Genomic DNA, 18,557 nt, shown 5'->3' on the forward strand with positions numbered 1-18,557 from the left:
GGAGGGGAGCATGTTGGAGGGCCGGGTCGGGAATCAGGTCCCGGACCACGTCCGGCTTGGTAATGTTCCGGGAACAGGCGTGATGACGCTCGCCCTCCGAGGTGGTGGGACGACGTCGACGTCGACCATCCCGGGTGCGGAGTCCGGGACCGGACGCAGAGAGGGGACTGCTCATGACCGACCAGCCAGGATGGATGCCGCCGCAGCCGCCGCAGCCGCCGCAGCCGTCACATCCGCCGCACGCGCCGCAGCCGCGTCAGCTGTCGCCGGAGACGAAGGGGCTGGGCATCGCCGCGATGGTGCTGGGCATCGTCGGTCTCGTCGTGGCCGTCGTTCCTGTCGTCGGTCTCGTCGGTCTCTTCCTCGGCCTGCTCGCCGTCGTCCTGGGGATCACGGCTGTCGTGCAGCGCAAGGGACGCGGCCAAGGGGTTGCCGGGATCGTCACTGGAGCGGCGGGCGTGGTCGTCGCCGGGCTCGTCACACTCCTGCTGGGACTGTTCGCCTCGGCCGTGGACGATGAGATGCAGTCTCGCGGGGACATCGAGGTCGTCGAGTCTCCCGCCTCGAGCTCGGGGGAGGCCCCGACCTCGGAGCAGACATCAGGATCGCCTGCGGGCTCGGCCTCCGAAAAGACCGCCGAGAAAACGGAGCCCACTGAGAGCGCGGAACCGTCGCGGGAGCCGTCTGAGACCGAATCGTCCGACGAGAGCGCCGGCGGCCAGTCCGATTCCGGGGAGGCCGGAAGCCGTGGGAATCCGCTCGCCCTGGGCGAGACGGCGGTCGTCGACGACTGGGAGGTGACGATCCACGACGTGACCTTCGACGCCGACGAGCAGATCGCCGCGGAGAGCCCGGTCAACGACTCTGCACCGGAAGGCTCCTCCTATGCGCTGATCGACGCGGAGATCACCTATACCGGGGACGGGTCGTCGACCTCGCTGCTGGACGTCGGCATCGCCTATGTCGCCGACAGCGGGGAGACCCACTCATGGACCGACCAGATCGTCCTGACGCCTGATGAGCTCGACCGCAGCCAGGAGCTCTACGCCGGCGGCACCGCGCGGGGCAACGTGGCCATCGCCGTTCCGGAGGATGGTGAGGGTCTGGTCCGCGCACGTGTCGGGCTGTTCAGCACCACCGACGTGTTCTTCGAAGCTGGATGATCACAGAGGGCCGCTTCTGCAGACAGGGCGCGCTCCAGGGGCAGGCTCCGACCGAGCGTCACCGAGGTCATCTGACGACGTGCGGCCCTGGTGCAGCGCTGGGCAACAACAGAAGGAGCTCTCGTCCGGCGCCCGGGCCGAGACGCCCCCGCCCTCGGTCACCGTCGAGGTGCAGGACTCGCCCAAGCGACATCTGCTATGCCACCAGCAATCGGCAGGCGGCGATCAAGAAGATCTCGCCGGAGGCCGACCTGGTCATCGTGGTCGGCTCGGCGAACTCGTCGAACTCGGTGCGGCTGAAGGAGGTCGCCCTGGAGCACGGCGCCGCGCGCGCCGAGCGGGTGGACTTCGCCGACCAGACCGACGAGGCCTGGTTCGAGGACGCCCGCACCATCGGCGTGGCCTCCGGCGAGCACGCCGGCCGCGGGGCCGGACCCGCTGATCCACTCGTCGTCGGCAGATTTCCTCGGACGCTGCGAGTTATTTCTTAGGCGCTTCGTTCCAGAATGAATTGTGCGGCCGCAGAGGCGAATCCGGCGGGCCTGTCGACCTGCCGCGAGTGAATCGGCCTCGCGGTCGACAGGCGGGCAGGACACAGATGGGCCGGGTGAGTCTCGGGCGGAATCCGCCCGGGCCTCACCCGGCCCAGAAGTGCCTGCAGGGCGGCGCCTCAGAGGTGCCGCCTCACAGGTCATGCGTGGGCGATCCTCAGAGGATGCCGCCCAGCAGGCTCAGGACCGTGTTGAGGGTCGAGGCGACAGTGCCACCCAGGGACACGCCCAGGCCGGCCACCAGGTCGGTGATGACGCTCAGGTCCACGCCCAGGAGGTCGGCAGTGGCTTCGAGGTTCGCGTCTGCGCCGGTGTTCATGAGGATCTCCTTTGAATAGGGGATTTTCAGTCGATTCCTCGACTTGATTATCGAGACGTTCCGTTCCGTGGAGTCAGATCGGAACGGGATTCATCGTATCGAGCTGGCTCGGTGATATCACCCCCAGAAAGGGTGTGACGGCGAGAAATTTGCCGAGAGTTTTCCGAGACGATCGGTTACTTGAAAGTAAAGTGTGTGCAGCCTGAATAGCAGCTGGAATTACCGCTGCAGAGTGGTCAGGAAATGCAGGGCTGCAGTTCAGGTGGAGTTCAGGCGGAAGGGGCGTGGCCGAGGTGAACGCGTCGGTGCGCCGGCGTTTAGGATGGCAGGCATGACGATCCTCGGCATGGGGGCGGCCGTCGTCGCCGCCGTGCTGCTCGGCACTGTGCTGCAGCGGGTCTCGGGCACCGGCGTGGGACTGGTGGTCTCGCCGGTGCTGTCCATCCTGCTGGGCCCGGCGCTCGGGGTGCTGATCACCAATATGACCACAGTGGTCTCCGGGGCGCTGATCATGGCCGCGGTCTGGTCGCGGATCAGTTGGCGGCGCTTCGCCGTGATCATGCCGGCCGCGGCGGTCGGCGCGGTGCCGGCGGCCTGGATGGTCGGCGCCGTCGACGCCGGCTGGCTGTCCATCCTCGTCGGAGCGATCGTCGTCTGTGCGCTGCTGGTCGCGGTCACGCTGCCGCGGCTGCCCGAATGGTCCTCGACGAGCTCGCGGCTGACCGCCGGCCTGCTGGGCGGCTTCTTCAACACCGCCTCCGGCGTGGCCGCCCCGGTGATGGTCATCCACGCGAAGCTCTCACGCTGGGATCAGACCAGCTTCGCCGCCACGCTGCAGCCGATCTTCCTCTCCATGGGCCTGATCTCGGTGTTGGTGAAGCTGATGATGGGATCGGTGCCCCTCGACGGCGCCGCCGGGCTCGCCCCGGCGCTGCTGGTCCCGGCGGTGGTGGTCACCGTGCTGGCCGGCGTGCTGATCGGCGGGCGCGCGGCCCGGGCGGTCACGCCGACGACGGCGCGGCGGGTCGCGGTCACGCTGGCCGGCCTCGGCGGGGTCGGCGCGATCCTGCGCGGTGTGCTGGATCTGGCCGGGTGATCGGACGGATCAGGAGCGCGGCGCAGTCGCTGCGCCGTCCGCCCCGGCATCCTCTCCGGCGAGATCGGCGCCCTGGGCCAGCCGGGGACCCAGCTCGTTGACGTCGTGGCCGACTTCGGCGACGCTCAGCGTCTCGCCCAGATCCTCCAGGGCGGCGTCGTCGGCCTCGGCGCTGTCGGCGACCTGCAGCCGGCTGATCGCCTCGACCTTCGGCAGCACCTGCCGCTCGATGTTGCCGATCAGCCCGTTGTAGGCCTGCACCGCCTGGCGCAGCCGGTCACCGGTCCTGCCCAGGTGGTCGCTCATCTTCTGCAGCCGCTTGTAGAGATCGCGGGAGTGGTCGACGATCTCGCGCATGTTCTGCGCCAGCCGCTCATGCCGCCAGGCGGTCTCCACAGCCTTCAGACTGGCCAGCAGCGAAGCCGGCGAGACCAGCGAGACTCCGCGGGTCAGCGCATGGTCGAGCAGCTCCGGATCGGCCTCCAGGGCCGAGGAGAGCAGCGACTCGGCCGGCACGAAGCAGAAGATCACATCCGGGGAGCGGTCGACGGTGGCCGCATAGTCCTTCGAGGCCAGCACGGCCACATGCTGCTTCAGCGCCTTGGCCTGGCCGGCGGCGTCGGTCAGGCTCAGCGGCGCCTTGGCGTCGATGACCAGTTGCCGCTCGCCCGGCAGGTGCACCACCATGTCCGGGCGCAGCGCGGCGCCGTCGCCGTCGGTGCCGCTGTGCTGCTCGACGAAGTCCACATGCGGCAGCATGCCGGCGGCCTCGACGATGCGGCGCAGCTGGACCTCGCCCCAGTAGCCGCGGGCGGAGGTGGAATGCAGGCTGCCCAGCAGCGCCTGGGTGGAGTCGTAGAGACGCTGGTCGTTCTTCGCCGCCTCGCTCAGCTGGGCCTTCAGCTGCGAATGCTGGGCGGCGCGCTCCTTCTCCAGCGTCTGGACCTGCCGGTGCATCTCGGTGACGCCCTGACGGACCGGCTGCAGCATCTCCACCAGCGACTCCCGCTCGCGGGCGGCGTCGGCGTCCTCGGCCCGCTGCTGCTCGACCGCCTCCAGCCGGGAGCGCAGCGAGGCCGCCTGCACCTCGGCGGCGTGGAGCTGCTCGCGGAGGCGTTCGCCGGCCGAGCGGGCCTCGTCGCGCTCGGCGCGAGCCTCGTCCCGCTCGCCGCGCAGCATCTCGACCTCCTGGGAGGCGCCGGCGGCGTCCGGCCTGCCGAGCAGGCGGGCGCCGACGGCGCCGGCGAGCAGGCCGATCACGAGTCCCAGCAGCAGCATCGTCCACATCATGCCCCCAGCATCCCACCTGCCGCCGACACGGCCGGCGACACGGCCGGGGACCGCGGCGGCGACGTGCACCGCCGGCCGCGGAATGGAATCCTGGGACGCCGAGCGCAGGTGTGAGGACACTGGAGGAGGACACCGATGACCAGCAGTCGTGCGGCCGCCGAGGCGCCGTCGGAGCATCCGTCGACGGGCACGGCGACGACGCCTGTCAGCCGTGAGGGCCTGGGCGCTCTGGTGGTCGCGCTGGCGGTGCTCTGGCAGGGGATCGGCACCGGCGTGGTCGGTCACGTCGTCGCCCCGGAGCACTCGGTGCTCACCACGGCGACGGCCTTCCTGGTCGCCGCCGTCGTCGGCGTCGCCGGCTGGCAGCTCGACGGCCTCCGCCGCGGCGGCCGACCGCAGGCGGCTCCGCTGCTGGCCCGCATCGGTCTCCGCGACCTGCTGCTGGTCAACGGGGTCACCGCCGGGGCCTTCGGGCTGTTCTACATCGCTGCGACGCTCATCGCGCCGACGGCGGCCAGCGTGCTGGAGGTCGGCATCGGCCCGGTCGTGGTGCTGCTGGTCACCTGGCGGGCCGTCCGGCACCGGGCCGCGGCCTGGGTGCATCCGCTGCTGGTGCTCGCCCTCTCCGGAACCACGGCGACGATGATCCTGGTCGAGGCCTCGCGCGCCGGCGGCGACGCCGGCCGGCTGCTGCTGGGGACGCTGCTCTGTCTGGCCGCCGGCATCTGCGCGGTCGGGGTGCTGCTGGTCTCGAAGGTGATGGCCTCCCGCGGCATCCTCGCCTGGGAGATCAGCGCCGTGCGCTTCCACCTGGTCTGGGTGCTGGGCCTGGCGCTGACGGTGCCCGGCGCAGTCGAGGCCGGCCTCTCGGCCGGAGAGCTCGCCGGCATCGTGCTGGTCGGCGCGGCGGCGATCGCCGGACCGATCCTGCTGCTGCAGTGGGGCGTGACGCTGGCGAAGACGCTGCACGCCGCGCTGCTGCTGGCCTGCCTGCCGGCCGTCGTGCTGGCCGCCGACCTGGTCCTCGGCGCGTCCTTCCCGCTGCTCGTCGTCGCCGGCGTCGTCGGCATCGTGCTGGTCTCGGTCTTCTCCACGGTGCGCGATCGCCGGCAGGCCGCCGGGTGAGGGCATAGAATCGAAGCCGGTCCACAGACCGTCGACGGCCCCTCACCCCGATCGTCCCGCCACGACCTTCCAGGAGCATCCCCATGATCCGAGTCCTGCTCGTCCGCCACGGAGAGACCCCGTGGAACAAGGACCATCGTCTGCAGGGCCGGTCCGACATCTCGCTGGCCGACTCCGGTCGTGAGCAGGCGACGGTGACCGGCGGCTTCGTCCGCGCGCAGAACCCGCGTCAGGGCCATGCCTCGGCGCTGGTGCGCACGCAGCAGACCTATGCGGCCTTCGGGCTGGATCATCCGCCGCGCATCTGGGACGCGCTGGTCGAGCAGGGCCTCGGGGAGTGGGAGGGCGCCTATGCGGCCTCGGTCAGGGACGCCGAGCCCGAGCAGTTCGCCGGCTGGCGCGCCGGAGCCTACACGCCCGCCGGCGGCGAGACGCAGCAGGACCTCAGCGACCGGATGCTCGCAGCCTTCTGCGAGATCGTCCGGGCGACGGCGGAGGCCGAGCCCACGCCGTCGCCGGATCTGAGCTTCGACGTGCGCACCACAGTGGCCGTCAGCCACGGAGCGGCGCTGCGCGTGCTGCTCGAGCGCCTGCAGCTCATCGATCGGTCGCAGTCGATCCCGCTGACGCCGGCGGCGGTGACCGTCGTCGACGTGCCGCTGACCACCGGCCCGGTGTCCAGCTCGCTGCCGCACGGCGGTCTCGACGACGACGCCGCCCGCCAGGCCCAGCAGATCGCGGGGCTGACCGACGACGAGATCATCGGCCAGTCCCGGCTGCGGGTGCTGAACCTCTCCCCGGAGCTGCTGAACCCGGCGGTCGACTCCGTCTCGGTCTGAGGCGCGGCGCTCAGCCGGACACCCGGTCGTCGTCCAGGGCGGGGACGACCATGACCGGGCTGTGCGCGTGATGGAGCACCCCGCGCGAGGTCGACCCCAGCAGCGTGCCGGCGACGGCGCCGCGCCCGCGGGTGCCGACGACGGTCAGCTGCGCCTGGCGGGAGTGATCGGTCAGCAGCGGGATCGAGCTGCCGATCTCGACCGAGGACCGGATCGTCACCTCCGGGACGTGGTGTGCCAGCCAGGAGGCCTCGGCCTCCAGCGAGGTCTCCAGCTCCTTCTGCTGTGCGGCGAGGGCCTGTTCCTCGACGAGATTCGGGTACCACTGGGCCAGCCCGTCTCGGGACGGGGCGGCCATCACCAGCTGCAGCTCGGCACCGCGCTCAGCGGCGGCGTGGGCGGCCTGCAGCGCGGCGACCCGGCTCTCCGAGGAGCCGTCGACGCCCACCACCACCGGCCCGGCATCGTCGGCGGCATGCGCGGCCGCCGCCTCGTCGGAGGGGACGATGACCGTCGGCGCCTTCGCATGGGACGGCAGCGCCGAGGCGACCGATCCGAGCACGAGCTCCAGGAAGCCGCCGCGGCCGCGGGCGCCGACGACGACCAGCTCGGCGGAGGCGGAGAGCTCGGCCAGCACTCCGGTGGAGTCTCCGCGCTCGGCGCGATAGTCGACGCGTCCCGGATGGTCGGCCAGGAGCTTCCGCGCCGCCTCGAGGACCGCATCGACCTCGCGGCGGCGGACCTCCTCCTCGGGCTCTTCCGGCATGGCGGCCAGCGTCGTGTAGATCGGCGGCGAGGAGTGATACGCGGTGACGACGGTCAGCGGCGACTCGCGGCGCCGAGCAGTCTCGGCGGCGTGGTCGAGCGCGCGCCAGGAGTTCTCGGAGCCGTCGAAGCCGACGACGACGCCGAGCGGCCGCTGAGCGGCGTCGTAGGCGATGGGGGAGCGGGCGGGGGTCGTCTCTCGTGACATGGTGTACCTCCTGTGTCGGAGTCCTGAGCGAGACGACGGCGGAGCGTCGTCGATCCGGCGGACCGCCGTCATGGGCGAGTCTACTCCCTGATTTCTACATCCAGTAGAACTCTCGGCCGTCACAGGGCCCGACAGTCGGGGACCGGCGGCTGCCGGGGCGACCGGACCGTTCGTCGGCCGACTCCGCCTGTGAGCATGCGGACGGCGACGTCCGCAGGGCGGGGCCGACTGACGGCAGCAACTTCCAGTCCAGGCAGCGGTTACTGAACGTGTCTGCGGAGCTGCTCAACCCAACGGTGGACCCTGTCTCGGTCTGAGCAGGAGGTCTGCTCGGAGAGAATGCGTGTCAGCGGTCCTCGCTACCTTGGTCGCGGACCTGCCGCACCTGACGAAAGGGGGACCTGAAGGTGGTTGTACGCCTGGCCGAGGACGAATTTTCCGTCGTGTGCGCGGAACTGCTGAAGACCCGTTGGCGGATCGTTCGCCGTTGGTTCGTCGGAGCGATGGTGATTTCGATCCTGCTCATGGTCTCGTCGATTGCCCTCAGCCAGACTACGTGGCCGGCCCAGATCGTCGCCTCACTGGCTCTGGCTACATTGCTGGCGGCGGTATCCATACTCTTCATGGAGTACCACCCGTATGTACTGATCGGAGACTACTGGCGCTGGCTGGTTCGTCTGGAGCCGTTCGAGCCTCGGACCTTCTGGGGGCAGGTTCTTCAACAGCTGGTGTCCTTCATCGGCGCCTGTGCCGGATTGATCCTGAGCGCTCTCCTGGGGAGTCTCTTTTCCGGCGGAGCAGCCAGACCGGACCGCATGGAGGAGCTCCTCGGCGCAGCTGGGGTCGTCTTCGCAGGAACAGTCATGATCGGAGTCATCTACGGATTCTGGACGAGGACCGTCTTGAGAATCCTGGTCATCCACTTCTGGGCGCTCCGGGACGGTCTCCTGCCACGTCATCCTCTGATCGACCATGATGAACCTGGAGGGGATTCTCCGTTCTTGAACCACGCATGTGCTGCAGCGAAGCTCGTGTTCTCGCACGCGATGCTGTGGACGGGAGGAGTGCTGGTGATCTCGATGGTGGCGGCCCTTGCCTCGTTCTTCCTATTCGGGGGACCCTAACCGATCGAAACTGAGGAGCGTCCAGTAGCGAGTCGGGCTCACAGCCAGCCGTGCTCGGCGGCGATCCGCGCGGCGTCGTGCCGGTTCTGCGCATGCGTCTTGCCGATGATCGCCGAGAGGTGGTTGCGCACTGTGCCGGGGGAGAGGTGGATCGTCTCGGCGATCGCCCGCACTGAGGCGCCGTCGGCCGCGGCGCGCAGCACCTCCTGCTCACGAGCGGTGAACGGGTTCTCCCCGCCGGCCAGCGAGGCCGCGGCCAGCTGCGGGTCGACGACGCGTTCCCCGGCGGCGACCCGGCGCACCGCCGCCGCGAGCTGCTCGGCCGGAGTGTCCTTGACGATGAATCCGGCCGCGCCGGCGTCCATGGCGCGGCGCAGATATCCGGGCCGGCCGAAGGTGGTCACGATCAGGCACCGGCAGTCCGGAGCCTCGCGGGTCAGCTGGGCGGCGACGGCGAGTCCGTCGGCGCCGGGCATCTCGATGTCGACCAGGGCGACGTCGGGACGGCGGGCCTGCACGGCGGCGAGCACTTCGTCGCCGCGGCCGACGGCGGCGACGACGGTCAGATCCGGCTCCAGCTCGAGCAGCGCGGCGAGCCCGCCGCGGACCAGGTCCTGGTCGTCGGCCAGCAGCAGACGGATCGGGGCGTTCTCCGCGGTGCTCTCCGGGCCGCAGTCCTCCGACGAGCTCATGCCGCGATCACCTCCACGCGTGTGCCGGTCCCCGTCGCCTCGTCGCCCGGGCCGAGCCGCACCGTCGCCCCCTGGGCGGCGGCGCGCTCCCGCAGGCCGCGCAGCCCGGTGCCGCCGGCGCCGCCGGAGGAGGCGGCGAGTCCGGGCGCCTCGACGTCGGGGGCCGGACAGCCGACGCCGTCGTCGACGATCTCCACCCGCTCCGACGTCACGGTGATCCGGCAGCGGTCGGCCTGGGCGTGGCGGACCACATTGGTCACCGCCTCGCGCAGCGCCCAGGCGAAGAGCCGCCGGCGCTCGGCCTCGTCCTCCTGCGGGCCGCCCGGCTCCGGCGGGTCCTCGAGCCGCAGCTCCTCGGCGACGTCGATCTGCGCGGTGATCCCGGCGGCGGCGAGCGTCCTGCGCGCTGTGGCCAGCTCGCCGGACAGTTCCGGGGTGCGCAGCCGGCTGACCGTGCTGCGCACCTGGTCCAGCGCCTCGCGGGAGAGCGCGTCGATGGTGTCCAGCTCGGCCCGGGCGCGCTCGGGATCGGTGTCGATGAGCCGACGGGCCAGCTGGGTGCGGATGGACAGCCCGGTCAGCGAATGGCCGAGCACGTCATGGACGTCGCGGGCGATGGCGTCACGCTCGGCGGCCGAGCGCAGCCGATCCTCGACCAGGCGCGTGCGCCGCTCGTTGTGCTCCACCAGCCGGGCGAAGACGATGATCAGCACGCCGAATCCCGGACCGGCCAGCACCCAGATCTCCTCGGCGACCAGCGCCCAGACGAGGCTGGGGATCAGCCAGAGCGCGACGCCGAGCGGCAGCCCGAGGCGCAGCGGCAGGGTGAAGATGAGCAGGGCGGCGAGGAACGGGGTGTAGGCCGTCGACCAGGAGCCGGCGCCCGGGGCGGCGAGGGCGATCAGCCCGATGAGCACGAACAGCCCGGCCAGCAGGATCCTGCGCTCGCGGGCGCCCACCAGGTGACTGTCCGGCAGGCGCCAGAACAGCCACAGGTAGGTGACGATGAACAGCAGCGTCGCCGCCACGGTCAGCGCCGTGAGGAGCGGCGGGACCGGTCGCAGGAAGGCCGAGCCGACCGGCAGCCCGAGCACGACCAGCCAGATGCCGGCATAGGCGACACCGTGGAACGACCCGGTGCCGTCGTGGCTGGACTGGCCGTCGGTCCTCATGCCGCCCATGCTACGCATCGGCTTCGTCGGCGCCGCGACAGGACGAGTCCGTTCACGCCCTGCGCTCACTGCCGACGCGTCCGCCGGCGCTGGGCGAGCAGGCACAGCGCTCCGAAGATCAGCGTCCAGGCGAGGACGTTGGCCAGCACCATCCACAGCGGATCAGTGCCGCCGGGCCCGGCCATGCCGACCAGCATCCCGTCGGTGAGCGGGTACCGGGCCAGCGCGACCAGACCGTACATCGGCGTGAACCGCCCGATGTCGAGCAGGATGCCGTCCAGCGGCATGAAGCCGTTGCCGAGGAAGCTGAAGATCACCAGGATGCCGCTGGCGGTGCCGACGGCGGCGTCGGAGCGGAAGGTCAGTCCGATCGCCAGCCCGTAGAGCGCGAAGGGCGCGGCGCCCAGGATGGTCAGCGCCGCGGCGGCCAGCCAGGTGCCCGGCGGCATGTCGGCGATGGTGAGCACGCCGGCGAGGTTGAGCACCACCACCGGCAGCGCGGCCATCGCCAGCGAGATCACCGTCTTCGCCCCGACGAAGGCTCCGGGCGGCATCGCAGTCAGCGCCAGCTGTCGTCCCCAGCCCTGCTGCAGCTCGACGGCGGCGGCCCCGGCCAGCGAGGCCGTCGCCATCGCCGCGCCGTAGCAGGCGATGCCGATCATGATCCAGGCGCTGACGTTGCCGTCCTTCACCGGCCCGTCGGACCAGTCCATCGAGGCGCCGAAGAACAGGAACAGCGCGGTGGGCAGCACGATCACGAAGAAGGAGTTGCCGGCGTTGCGCAGGTTCCGCCAGAAGTCCATGGCGATGTAGGTGGTCAGTCTCATCGGAGCAGCTCCTCGGCGTCGTCGGCGGTCTCGGCCGTCTCGTCCGTCCGGTCCGTCGCCGCGGAGGCGCCGTCGTCGGCGGTGAGCATCTGGAAGGCCTCCTCGAGGCTGGCCGGCCGGATGGTCAGGTCATGGGCCGCGGTGCGGGTGAGCAGGTGGACGGCGGCGGCGTCGGGGGCGTCGGTGCGCAGCGCCAGCCGGCTGCCGCGCTGCTCGACCTCGCGGACGTCGGGGACCGCCTCCTGCAGGGCGGCCAGCTCGGCCGGCGACGGCAACCAGGTCACCTGCAGATGCGCCGCCCCGGCCCGAGAGCGGACTTCGTCGGTGGCGCCGTCGGCGAGCACCCGTCCCCGGTCGAGCAGCACGGTGCGGCGGGCGAACTGCTCGGCCTCCTCCAGGTAGTGGGTGGCGAAGAGGACGGTGGCCCCGGCGTCGGCCTGGGCGCGCATCCGGTCCCAGAACTCGTGGCGGGCGGAGACGTCCATCCCGGCGGTGGGCTCGTCGAGGATCAGCACCTCGGGGCGGGGGAGCAGCGCCAGGGCGAAGCGCAGCCGCTGCTGCTGGCCGCCCGAGCACTTGCCGACCTTCCGGGAGGCGAAGGGGCGGACGCCGGCGATGTCGATGACCTCGTCGACGTCGGCAGGGTTCCGGTGAAGCGCGGCGATCATCCGCACCGTCTCCACGGCGGTGAGGTCCGGCAGCAGCCCGCCGGTCTGCAGCAGCGCGGAGATCCGGCCGTCGCGGACGGCATGGGCGGGGGCGGTGCCCAGCACCTCGACGCTGCCCTGCTCGGGCGCGGTCAGGCCGAGCACGACGTCGATCAGCGTGGTCTTTCCGGCGCCGTTCGGGCCCAGCAGCGCGGTGACCTCGCCGCGGGAGACGTCGAGGTCGACGCCGTCGACGGCGTGGACTCTGCCGCCGGCGCCGTCGGGGTAGGTCACGCGGACGTCGCGGGTGGTGATCACGGGTGTGCGGCTCATGTCTCCAGTCTCCGCCGCGCCCGCGGCCGCGCCCAGGGCCGGGCGTCATCGATCCGCCATGACGGATGTCATGGGCTCGTCGGTGCGGGACCAGCCGCTCTGGCGACGAGATCTCCGGGTCAGTAGTCTCGCGGATGGAGAGGGTGTCGAGTCCGGGAGGGGAGACGATGGAGCCGATCGATCTGCTGCTGCCCGGCGGGCTGCTCCACGCCGCGCTGCTGACCGTGGTGATCTGCTGGGCCGGGCGCACCGGCGAACGCAGCACGCTGATCGGCATCCGCCTGTGGTCCACCGACTCCTCGACCGCTGCGTGGCAGGCCGGCCACCGGGCCGCGCTCGGCTGGGCCCGGGCGATGCTCGGCGTCGCCGCGGTCTCCTTCGCCGTCGGCCTGGCGCTGCTGGAGGGCGTCGACGATCTGCCGGGGTCCGCCTCGGTCTGGCACGCGGTCGGAACCGTCGCGGCCTTTCTGGCCTGCGGCGCACTCATGGTCCGCCGGGCCGATCAGGCGGCGAAGCAGACGCTGCTCGCCGAATACGAGGAGACCGGCGAGGTCCCGGGCGCCCGGGCCGGCACCTGACCCTCGCCCTCGCCGCGCCGTCATGGCACCGCTCACCTGCGATCGAGAGCATCGGCCGGATATGTGGATCAGCCCGGTCCGTCCGGCGACGGCGTGTCAGTTCTGGACGCAGTTCGGCCCGCGGGCGCGCCGGATGCGTCCAGAACTGACACGCCGATGCTCTCGCGGGCCTCTACTACGGCCGTGGGGCCTGTGGAGGCACGGGGCGGGTCGTCCCGGGCGGGGATCGGTTCCCCGATCCGGCCGGTCGGGCGCGGAGGTGTGCTGCACACAGTCGATCCGACGACGCGTGATCGCCCCTCGACGCACGAACGCCCCGGGCGGCGGGGCGACATCGTCGATGCCGTCCCGCGCCCGGGGCGTCCGCGGGGTCGCCTGTCGGCGGTCAGCGACCGTCGGAGGCGGGGAGCCTCAGCGCGAGGCCTTGATCAGGTCCGCGCAGCGCTCGCCGATCATCATCGTGGTGATGTTCGGGTTCACCGTCGTCAGCTCCGGCATCGCCGAGGCGTCGGCGACGCGCAGACCCTTCACGCCCTTGACCCGCAGCTCCGGGTCCAGCGGGGACATGTCGTCGTCGACCGCGCCCATCCGGACGGTGCCGGCCGGGTGGTAGACGGTGTTGTGGGTGCGGGAGACGTAGTCGGCGATCTCCTCGTCCGTCTGCACGTCCTTGCCCGGGTAGAGCTCCTCGCCGGCCCACTCGGCCATCGCCGGCTGCGAGACGATCTCGCGGGCCAGCTTGATGCCCTCGACGGCCACGCGCATGTCGTGGCCCTCGGCGTCGGTGAAGTACTTCGGGTCCACGTGCGGCTTGTCCCGGTAGTCCCGCGACCGCAGCCGCACGGTGCCGCGCGACTTGGCGTGGGTGATGTTCGGGGTCAGGCAGAACGTGTTCTCACTGGTGGGGTAGCCCTGACGCAGCGTGTGCATGTCGAACGGCACCGCGCCGTAGTGCATCATCAGGTCCGGACGGCCCGGCTTGTCGGACTCGCCGGTGCCCTCCTTGGTGTCGGCGAAGATGCCGATCTCCCACCACTGGTAGCCCTCCTCGATCATCGGCTTCTTGGCGTCCCAGCCGATGACCGCCTCCGGGTGGTCCTGCAGGTGCTCGCCGACGCCGCGGGAGTCCACGCGGGAGGCGATGCCGTGCTCGGCCAGGTGCTCGGCCGGGCCGATGCCGGAGAGCATCAGCAGCTTCGGCGAGTCGATCGCGCCGGCGGAGAGGACGACCTCTCGGTTCGCGGTGATCGTGTGGGCCTTGCCGAAGGCGCCGCCGACAGCCGAGAGCCCGACGGCCCGGTCGCCGTCGACGAGGATCTCCTTCACCCAGGTGTCGGTGAGGATGGTGAGGTTCTCCCGGTCCAGGATCGGGTGCAGGTAGGAGACCGACGACGACGAGCGCGTGCCGTCCTCCTTGCGGTTGACCTGGAAGAAGTTCGCGCCGGTGACCACGGTCTCACCCGAGTTGAACTGCACCCGGGGGATGCCGGCCTGCTCGCAGGCGTCCAGCAGCGAGACGCCGCAGGGGTCGTGCGGCGGGATGGTCATCAGGTTCACCGGGCCGGTGCGGCCGTGGTGGTCGCCGGCGGCGTCGTTGGTCTCCAGACGCTGGTAGATCGGGTAGGTGGACTCGGCGTTCCAGCCGGTCGCGCCCATCTCCTCCCACTCGTCCAGGTCCTCCTTCGGCGCCCAGAAGGCGATGCAGGAGTTATGCGAGGAGCAGCCGCCGAGGACTTTGGCGCGGGCGTGGCGCATGAAGGAGTTGCCGTTCTCCTGCGGCTCGATGGGGTAGTCCCAGTCGTAGCCGGACTCGAGCAGCTCCATCCAGCGGTTCAGTTGCAGGACGACGTCCTTGTCGGCGTCGGTCGGGCCGGCCTCCAGCAGCGCGACGCTGACGTCGGAGTCCTCGCTCAGCCGGGCGGCGACCGCCGCGCCGGCGGAGCCGCCGCCGACGACGACGTAGTCGAAGGTGGTGTTCTCAGTCATTCTCTCTCCTGTCCTCACTTCTCCGGCATCGAGAACCAGCCGCTGACCGCCGGCTCGGTGTTCTGGTAGATGTGCTTGGTCTCGCGGTACTCCTCCAGGCCGGCCAGGCCGAGCTCGCGGCCGACGCCGGACTGCTTGAAGCCGCCCCACTCCGCCTGCGGCAGGTAGGGGTGGTAGTCGTTGATCCAGATGGTGCCGTGGCGCAGCTTCGACGACACCCGGTGGGCGGTGCCGGCGTCGGAGGTCCACACCGCGCCGGCGAGGCCGTACTGGGTGTCGTTGGCCGTGGCGATCGCCTCCTCCTCTGTGGAGAAGGTCTCGACGGTGATCACCGGGCCGAAGCCCTCCTCGACGACGACGCTCATGCCGCGCTGCACCTGGTCGAGCACGGTCGGGGCGTAGAAGCAGCCGTCCTTGTGCTCCTCGCCGCCCCAGTGGCCGCCGGTGCGCAGCCGGGCGCCCTCGGCGACGCCCTGCTCGACGTAGCGGGTGACCTTGTCCCGGTGCTCGGCCGAGATCAGCGGGCCGGTCTCGGCGGTCTCGTCGAACGGGCCGCCCATGCGGATGTTCTCCGCGCGGCGGACCAGCTCGTCGACGAACTTCTCGGCGATGGTGTCCTGGACGATCAGCCGGCTGCCGGCGGAGCAGACCAGCCCGGAGTCCAGGAAGCCGGCGTTGAGGGCGTTGTCCACGGCGGCGTCGAAGTCTGCGTCGGTGAAGACCACGTTGGGGTTCTTCCCACCCAGCTCCAGGGCGATCTTCTTCACCGTCTGTGAGGCGGCCGCGGCGATCTTCCGGCCGGTGACCAGACCGCCGGTGAAGGAGATCAGGTCGACGTCAGGATGAGAGGACAGCGGGGCACCGGCGGTCGCACCGGCGCCGAGGACCAGGTTCGCCACCCCGGCCGGCAGACCCAGCTTGTCCAGGACGTCCATGATCAGGATCGCAGTATGCGGAGTCAGCTCGGCCGGTTTGAGCACCAGCGAGTTGCCGGCCGCCAGCGCCGGGGCGATCTTCCACGCCGCCTGCAGCAGCGGGAAGTTCCACGGGGTGATCATCCCGCAGACGCCCACCGGCTCGTGGACGACCTTGGAGACGACCGTCGGGTCGCCGGCATCGACGATGCGGCCGGCATCAGCATCGGCGAGCTTGCCGAAGTGGCGGAAGCAGCCGATGATGTCGTCCATGTCGATCTGGGCCTCGACGAACCGCTTGCCGGTGTCGAGGGCCTCGGCGCGGGCGAACTCGTCCTTGCGCTCGGCGATGGCCTCGGCGACCTTCATCACCAGCGCGCCGCGCTCGGCGGCCGGGGTCTCGACCCAGATCCGGGACTCGAAGGCCTGCTTCGCCGCGGCGATGGCCTTCAGGGTGTCGGCCTCGCCGGCCTCGGCGACGACGCCGACCTCGGAGCCGTCGGCCGGGCAGGTGATCGTGCGGGTCTCACCGGACTCGGCCGGCACCCACCGACCATCAATGTACAGAGTTTCTGCGCTCATGGGGATCTCCTCGTGATCTGTGGTGTCGGGGTGTTCACTCGGACGGACGGCTGCGGTCATGGTCCCAGTCGTCGGGCACGGCCTCGGTGCTCAGCGCCACGATCTGCCCGCCGTCCTGGTCGCTCATGTGCAGCACTGCGAGGTGGCGCTCGTAGGAGTCCAGCACATCGGCGATGACCTGCTCCTTGTTGCAGCCGAAGATGTCGCGGCCGGAGGATCCGGTCGTGGAGAAGATCTCCACGCGGAAGAAGTTCTCGTCGGCCGAGCGGAACCGCATCGCGAAGTGCGGCACCGCGTACTCCACCGGGTAGGCCTGGTACTTGAAGAGCGGATGGCCGTCGAACTCCACGTGGAGGTCGATCTGCGGCAGGTCCGTGTCCGGGACGGTGCCCCGGGCGCAGTAGACCTGCGCGCCCTGCTCCTCGAGCTCCGCGGCCACCTCCTCGATGGCCGGGGCGGCGGTGGACTCCATGAACTCCGTGACCTCGTCGCCGGTGGGGTAGTGCATGTCGCGGGCCAGCCGCCGGCGCCACCGGCCACCGGCCGAGCCGCCGTCCATGATCCGCTCGGAGAGGGCGGTGGGCAGGGCCGCACGCACCGAGTCGGCCGAGTACTTCTCCTGGCGCAGGGTGCGCCAGACGCTGGCCATGAGCATGTACAGCACGATGGACAGCGGCACGCCGATGATCACCGCGGCCATCTGCAGCGAGTAGACGCCGTCGAGGATGAGCATCACCAGCGTCAGCGCGCCGATGATCACGCTCCAGACGATGCGCAGCCACGGGGGCCCGTCGGAGTCTGCGGTCTTGGTGTTCGAGGTGAAGTTGGCCAGCACCAGCGCGCCGGAGTCGGCGGAGGTGACGTAGAACAGCAGCCCGACCACGACCGAGACGCCGATGACGAAGGTGGCCCCGGGGAACTGGTTGATCAGCTCGTAGAAGCCGGCGCCCTCAGCATCCTCGGCGGCGGCGGCGAAGTCGGTGTCGCCGCCCATGATCCGGAAGACGGTGGCGTTGCCGAAGATGGAGATCCAGAGCGCGTTGAAGGCGAACGGCACCAGCAGCACCCCGATGATGAACTGACGCAGCGTGCGGCCGCGGGAGATGCGGGCCAGGAACAGGCCGACGAACAGCGCCCAGGCCATCCACCAGGTCCAGAAGAAGATGGTCCACCACTCGAGCCAGCCCTCCTGGGCCCAGGCGTCGGTGGTGTTGTAGGCGAAGGTGTCCATCAGCATGCCCGGGGCCTGCACGAAGGAGTCGCCGATGTTCTTCACCAGGGCGTTGAGCAGCCGGGCGGTCTCGCCGGAGATCAGCACGTAGAACATCATGATGATGGCCACGACCACGTTCAGCTCGGCCAGCCGGCGGATGCCCTTGTCGACGCCGGAGACGGTGGAGAAGGTGACGACGACGGCGGCCAGCACGATCAGTGCGGCCTGCACGCCGGTGGTGGCCTCGATCCCGAACAGGTGATTCAACCCGTAGGAGAGGAAGACGACGCCGATGCCGAGGCTGGTCGCGATGCCGAAGATGGTGCCCAGCACCGCGGCGACCTGCACGCTGGTGCCGGCGGCTCCTTCGGCGCGCTTGCCGATGATCGGATAGAGCGCCGAGCGGATGCTCAGCGGGAGGTGATGGCGGTAGGCGAAGAGGCCGAAGGCCATGCCGGTCAGCGCATACATCGCCCAGCCCGGGAAGCCGTAGTGGAACATCGTCCAGATGGCCGCGTCGCCGGCGGCCTCCATGGACTCGGGGCTCGTGCCGGGTCCGACGCGGTAGTTGGCGGCCGGCCCGATGACCGAGAAGTACATCAGGTCGACGCCGATGCCGGCGGCGAAGAGCATCGAGGCCCAAGTGAACAGGTTGAACTTCGGCTTCGCGTGGTCCGGGCCGAGCTTGGTGTTGCCGACGCGGGAGAACGCGACGATCAGCACGAAGACCAGGATGATCGCGGCGGTCAGGATGAAGTACCAGCCGAGATTTCCACTGAGCCAGGTGAAGGCGCTCTCGAGGGTGTTGTAGGCCGTGGTCGGCGCGAGGGCGGCCCACAGGGTGAAGGCGACGATGATCGCCGCTGAGATGATGAAGACGGGCCAGTTGACACTGGCCGACTTGGGACTCTCGCGACGTCGACCGCCGCCTGCGGTCTGCGCAGCCGACGGCTGCGGATGATCCGTGGCGGATGGCATGTGAAGTTGTCCTTCCTCCGGTGCGATGACCTCATCGGTGCGTGAAGTACTCAGGAGTTCCGTGATCGATGTCTCACCCTGCCCATACTGCAGGGTGAACCTGGTGGATCCTAGCCAATCCGGCCGAGCGGCCGACACGGAGTGACGCTCATCGC

Annotated in this window: 16 protein-coding genes and 1 pseudogene; 7 read left to right on the top strand and 10 right to left on the bottom strand. The window is 70.5% G+C overall.

The features are described 5' to 3' along the window. Window positions 1-173 precede the first annotated feature (173 nt). Together ABD652_RS08610 and ABD652_RS08615 are read left to right on the top strand one after the other, a co-directional pair. Window positions 174-1,163 carry a DUF4190 domain-containing protein gene (locus ABD652_RS08610; RefSeq protein ID WP_344720271.1) on the top strand — a complete coding sequence of 330 codons (990 nt, stop codon included), beginning with the start codon at window positions 174-176 and terminating at the stop codon, window positions 1,161-1,163. A 143-nt stretch (window positions 1,164-1,306) separates the two neighbouring features. Beyond that, window positions 1,307-1,573, top strand: a pseudogene (locus ABD652_RS08615) (4-hydroxy-3-methylbut-2-enyl diphosphate reductase); the annotation flags it as partial. Between the two features lie 298 nt (window positions 1,574-1,871). Here the strand turns inward: ABD652_RS08615 and ABD652_RS08620 are convergent. Continuing rightward, the gene (locus ABD652_RS08620) at window positions 1,872-2,033 is read right to left on the bottom strand and encodes a hypothetical protein (RefSeq protein ID WP_344720273.1); all 162 of its coding nucleotides are present in this window, start codon (window positions 2,031-2,033) and stop codon (window positions 1,872-1,874) included. Window positions 2,034-2,364: 331 nt separating this feature from the next. On the opposite strand from ABD652_RS08620, the gene ABD652_RS08625 reads away from it, so the two are divergent. Beyond that, complete coding sequence (locus ABD652_RS08625; RefSeq protein WP_344720275.1) at window positions 2,365-3,129, top strand: TSUP family transporter; 765 nt, start codon at window positions 2,365-2,367, stop codon at window positions 3,127-3,129. 9 nt (window positions 3,130-3,138) lie between these two features. On the opposite strand, the gene ABD652_RS08630 is transcribed toward ABD652_RS08625, so the two are convergent. Then, window positions 3,139-4,419 (bottom strand): DNA recombination protein RmuC, encoded by a 1,281-nt coding sequence (locus ABD652_RS08630; RefSeq protein ID WP_344720277.1) that lies wholly within the window; start codon window positions 4,417-4,419, stop codon window positions 3,139-3,141. A gap of 135 nt (window positions 4,420-4,554) precedes the next feature. Here ABD652_RS08630 and ABD652_RS08635 point away from each other — a divergent pair, with 135 nt between their 5' ends. Together ABD652_RS08635 and ABD652_RS08640 are read left to right on the top strand one after the other, a co-directional pair. After that, window positions 4,555-5,544, top strand: coding sequence for a hypothetical protein (locus ABD652_RS08635; protein ID WP_344720279.1), 990 nt, complete (start codon window positions 4,555-4,557; stop codon window positions 5,542-5,544). Window positions 5,545-5,627: 83 nt separating this feature from the next. Further along, complete coding sequence (locus ABD652_RS08640) at window positions 5,628-6,383, top strand: histidine phosphatase family protein (RefSeq protein ID WP_344720281.1); 756 nt, start codon at window positions 5,628-5,630, stop codon at window positions 6,381-6,383. A 10-nt stretch (window positions 6,384-6,393) separates the two neighbouring features. Here ABD652_RS08640 and ABD652_RS08645 read toward each other — a convergent pair whose 3' ends face one another. Next, the gene (locus tag ABD652_RS08645) at window positions 6,394-7,356 is read right to left on the bottom strand and encodes a universal stress protein (RefSeq protein ID WP_344720283.1); all 963 of its coding nucleotides are present in this window, start codon (window positions 7,354-7,356) and stop codon (window positions 6,394-6,396) included. Between the two features lie 407 nt (window positions 7,357-7,763). Here ABD652_RS08645 and ABD652_RS08650 point away from each other — a divergent pair, with 407 nt between their 5' ends. Further along, on the top strand, window positions 7,764-8,480 hold the full coding sequence (locus tag ABD652_RS08650; protein WP_344720285.1) for a hypothetical protein: 717 nt from the start codon (window positions 7,764-7,766) through the stop codon (window positions 8,478-8,480). A gap of 38 nt (window positions 8,481-8,518) precedes the next feature. On the opposite strand, the gene ABD652_RS08655 is transcribed toward ABD652_RS08650, so the two are convergent. The 4 genes from ABD652_RS08655 to ABD652_RS08670 all read right to left on the bottom strand — a co-directional run bounded on the left by ABD652_RS08655 (window position 8,519) and on the right by ABD652_RS08670 (window position 12,151). Continuing rightward, window positions 8,519-9,172 (bottom strand): response regulator transcription factor, encoded by a 654-nt coding sequence (locus ABD652_RS08655; RefSeq protein ID WP_344720287.1) that lies wholly within the window; start codon window positions 9,170-9,172, stop codon window positions 8,519-8,521. Further along, a complete protein-coding gene (locus ABD652_RS08660) occupies window positions 9,169-10,344 on the bottom strand; it encodes a sensor histidine kinase (RefSeq protein WP_344720289.1) in 1,176 nt (391 codons plus the stop codon). Before ABD652_RS08660 ends, ABD652_RS08655 begins: the two co-directional genes overlap by 4 nt. A 65-nt stretch (window positions 10,345-10,409) precedes the next feature. After that, on the bottom strand, window positions 10,410-11,171 hold the full coding sequence (locus tag ABD652_RS08665) for an ABC transporter permease (RefSeq protein WP_344720292.1): 762 nt from the start codon (window positions 11,169-11,171) through the stop codon (window positions 10,410-10,412). Continuing rightward, on the bottom strand, window positions 11,168-12,151 hold the full coding sequence (locus tag ABD652_RS08670) for an ABC transporter ATP-binding protein (protein WP_344720294.1): 984 nt from the start codon (window positions 12,149-12,151) through the stop codon (window positions 11,168-11,170). The genes ABD652_RS08665 and ABD652_RS08670 overlap by 4 nt, the downstream gene beginning before the upstream one ends. Window positions 12,152-12,318: 167 nt before the next feature. On the opposite strand from ABD652_RS08670, the gene ABD652_RS08675 reads away from it, so the two are divergent. Beyond that, window positions 12,319-12,729, top strand: coding sequence for a hypothetical protein (locus tag ABD652_RS08675; protein ID WP_344720297.1), 411 nt, complete (start codon window positions 12,319-12,321; stop codon window positions 12,727-12,729). 411 nt (window positions 12,730-13,140) lie between these two features. Here ABD652_RS08675 and ABD652_RS08680 read toward each other — a convergent pair whose 3' ends face one another. The 3 genes from ABD652_RS08680 to betT are packed head-to-tail and all read right to left on the bottom strand — an operon-like array spanning window position 13,141 to window position 18,402. After that, on the bottom strand, window positions 13,141-14,715 hold the full coding sequence (locus ABD652_RS08680) for a GMC family oxidoreductase (protein WP_344720300.1): 1,575 nt from the start codon (window positions 14,713-14,715) through the stop codon (window positions 13,141-13,143). A 14-nt stretch (window positions 14,716-14,729) separates the two neighbouring features. Then, window positions 14,730-16,211, bottom strand: a complete 1,482-nt coding sequence (locus ABD652_RS08685; RefSeq protein ID WP_344720302.1) for an aldehyde dehydrogenase family protein — start codon at window positions 16,209-16,211, stop codon at window positions 14,730-14,732. 34 nt (window positions 16,212-16,245) lie between these two features. Beyond that, the gene (gene betT / locus ABD652_RS08690) at window positions 16,246-18,402 is read right to left on the bottom strand and encodes a choline BCCT transporter BetT (RefSeq protein ID WP_344720304.1); all 2,157 of its coding nucleotides are present in this window, start codon (window positions 18,400-18,402) and stop codon (window positions 16,246-16,248) included. Window positions 18,403-18,557: the final 155 nt, after the last annotated feature.

Source organism: Nesterenkonia halobia, from assembly GCF_039536005.1.
Lineage (GTDB): Bacteria > Actinomycetota > Actinomycetes > Actinomycetales > Micrococcaceae > Nesterenkonia > Nesterenkonia halobia.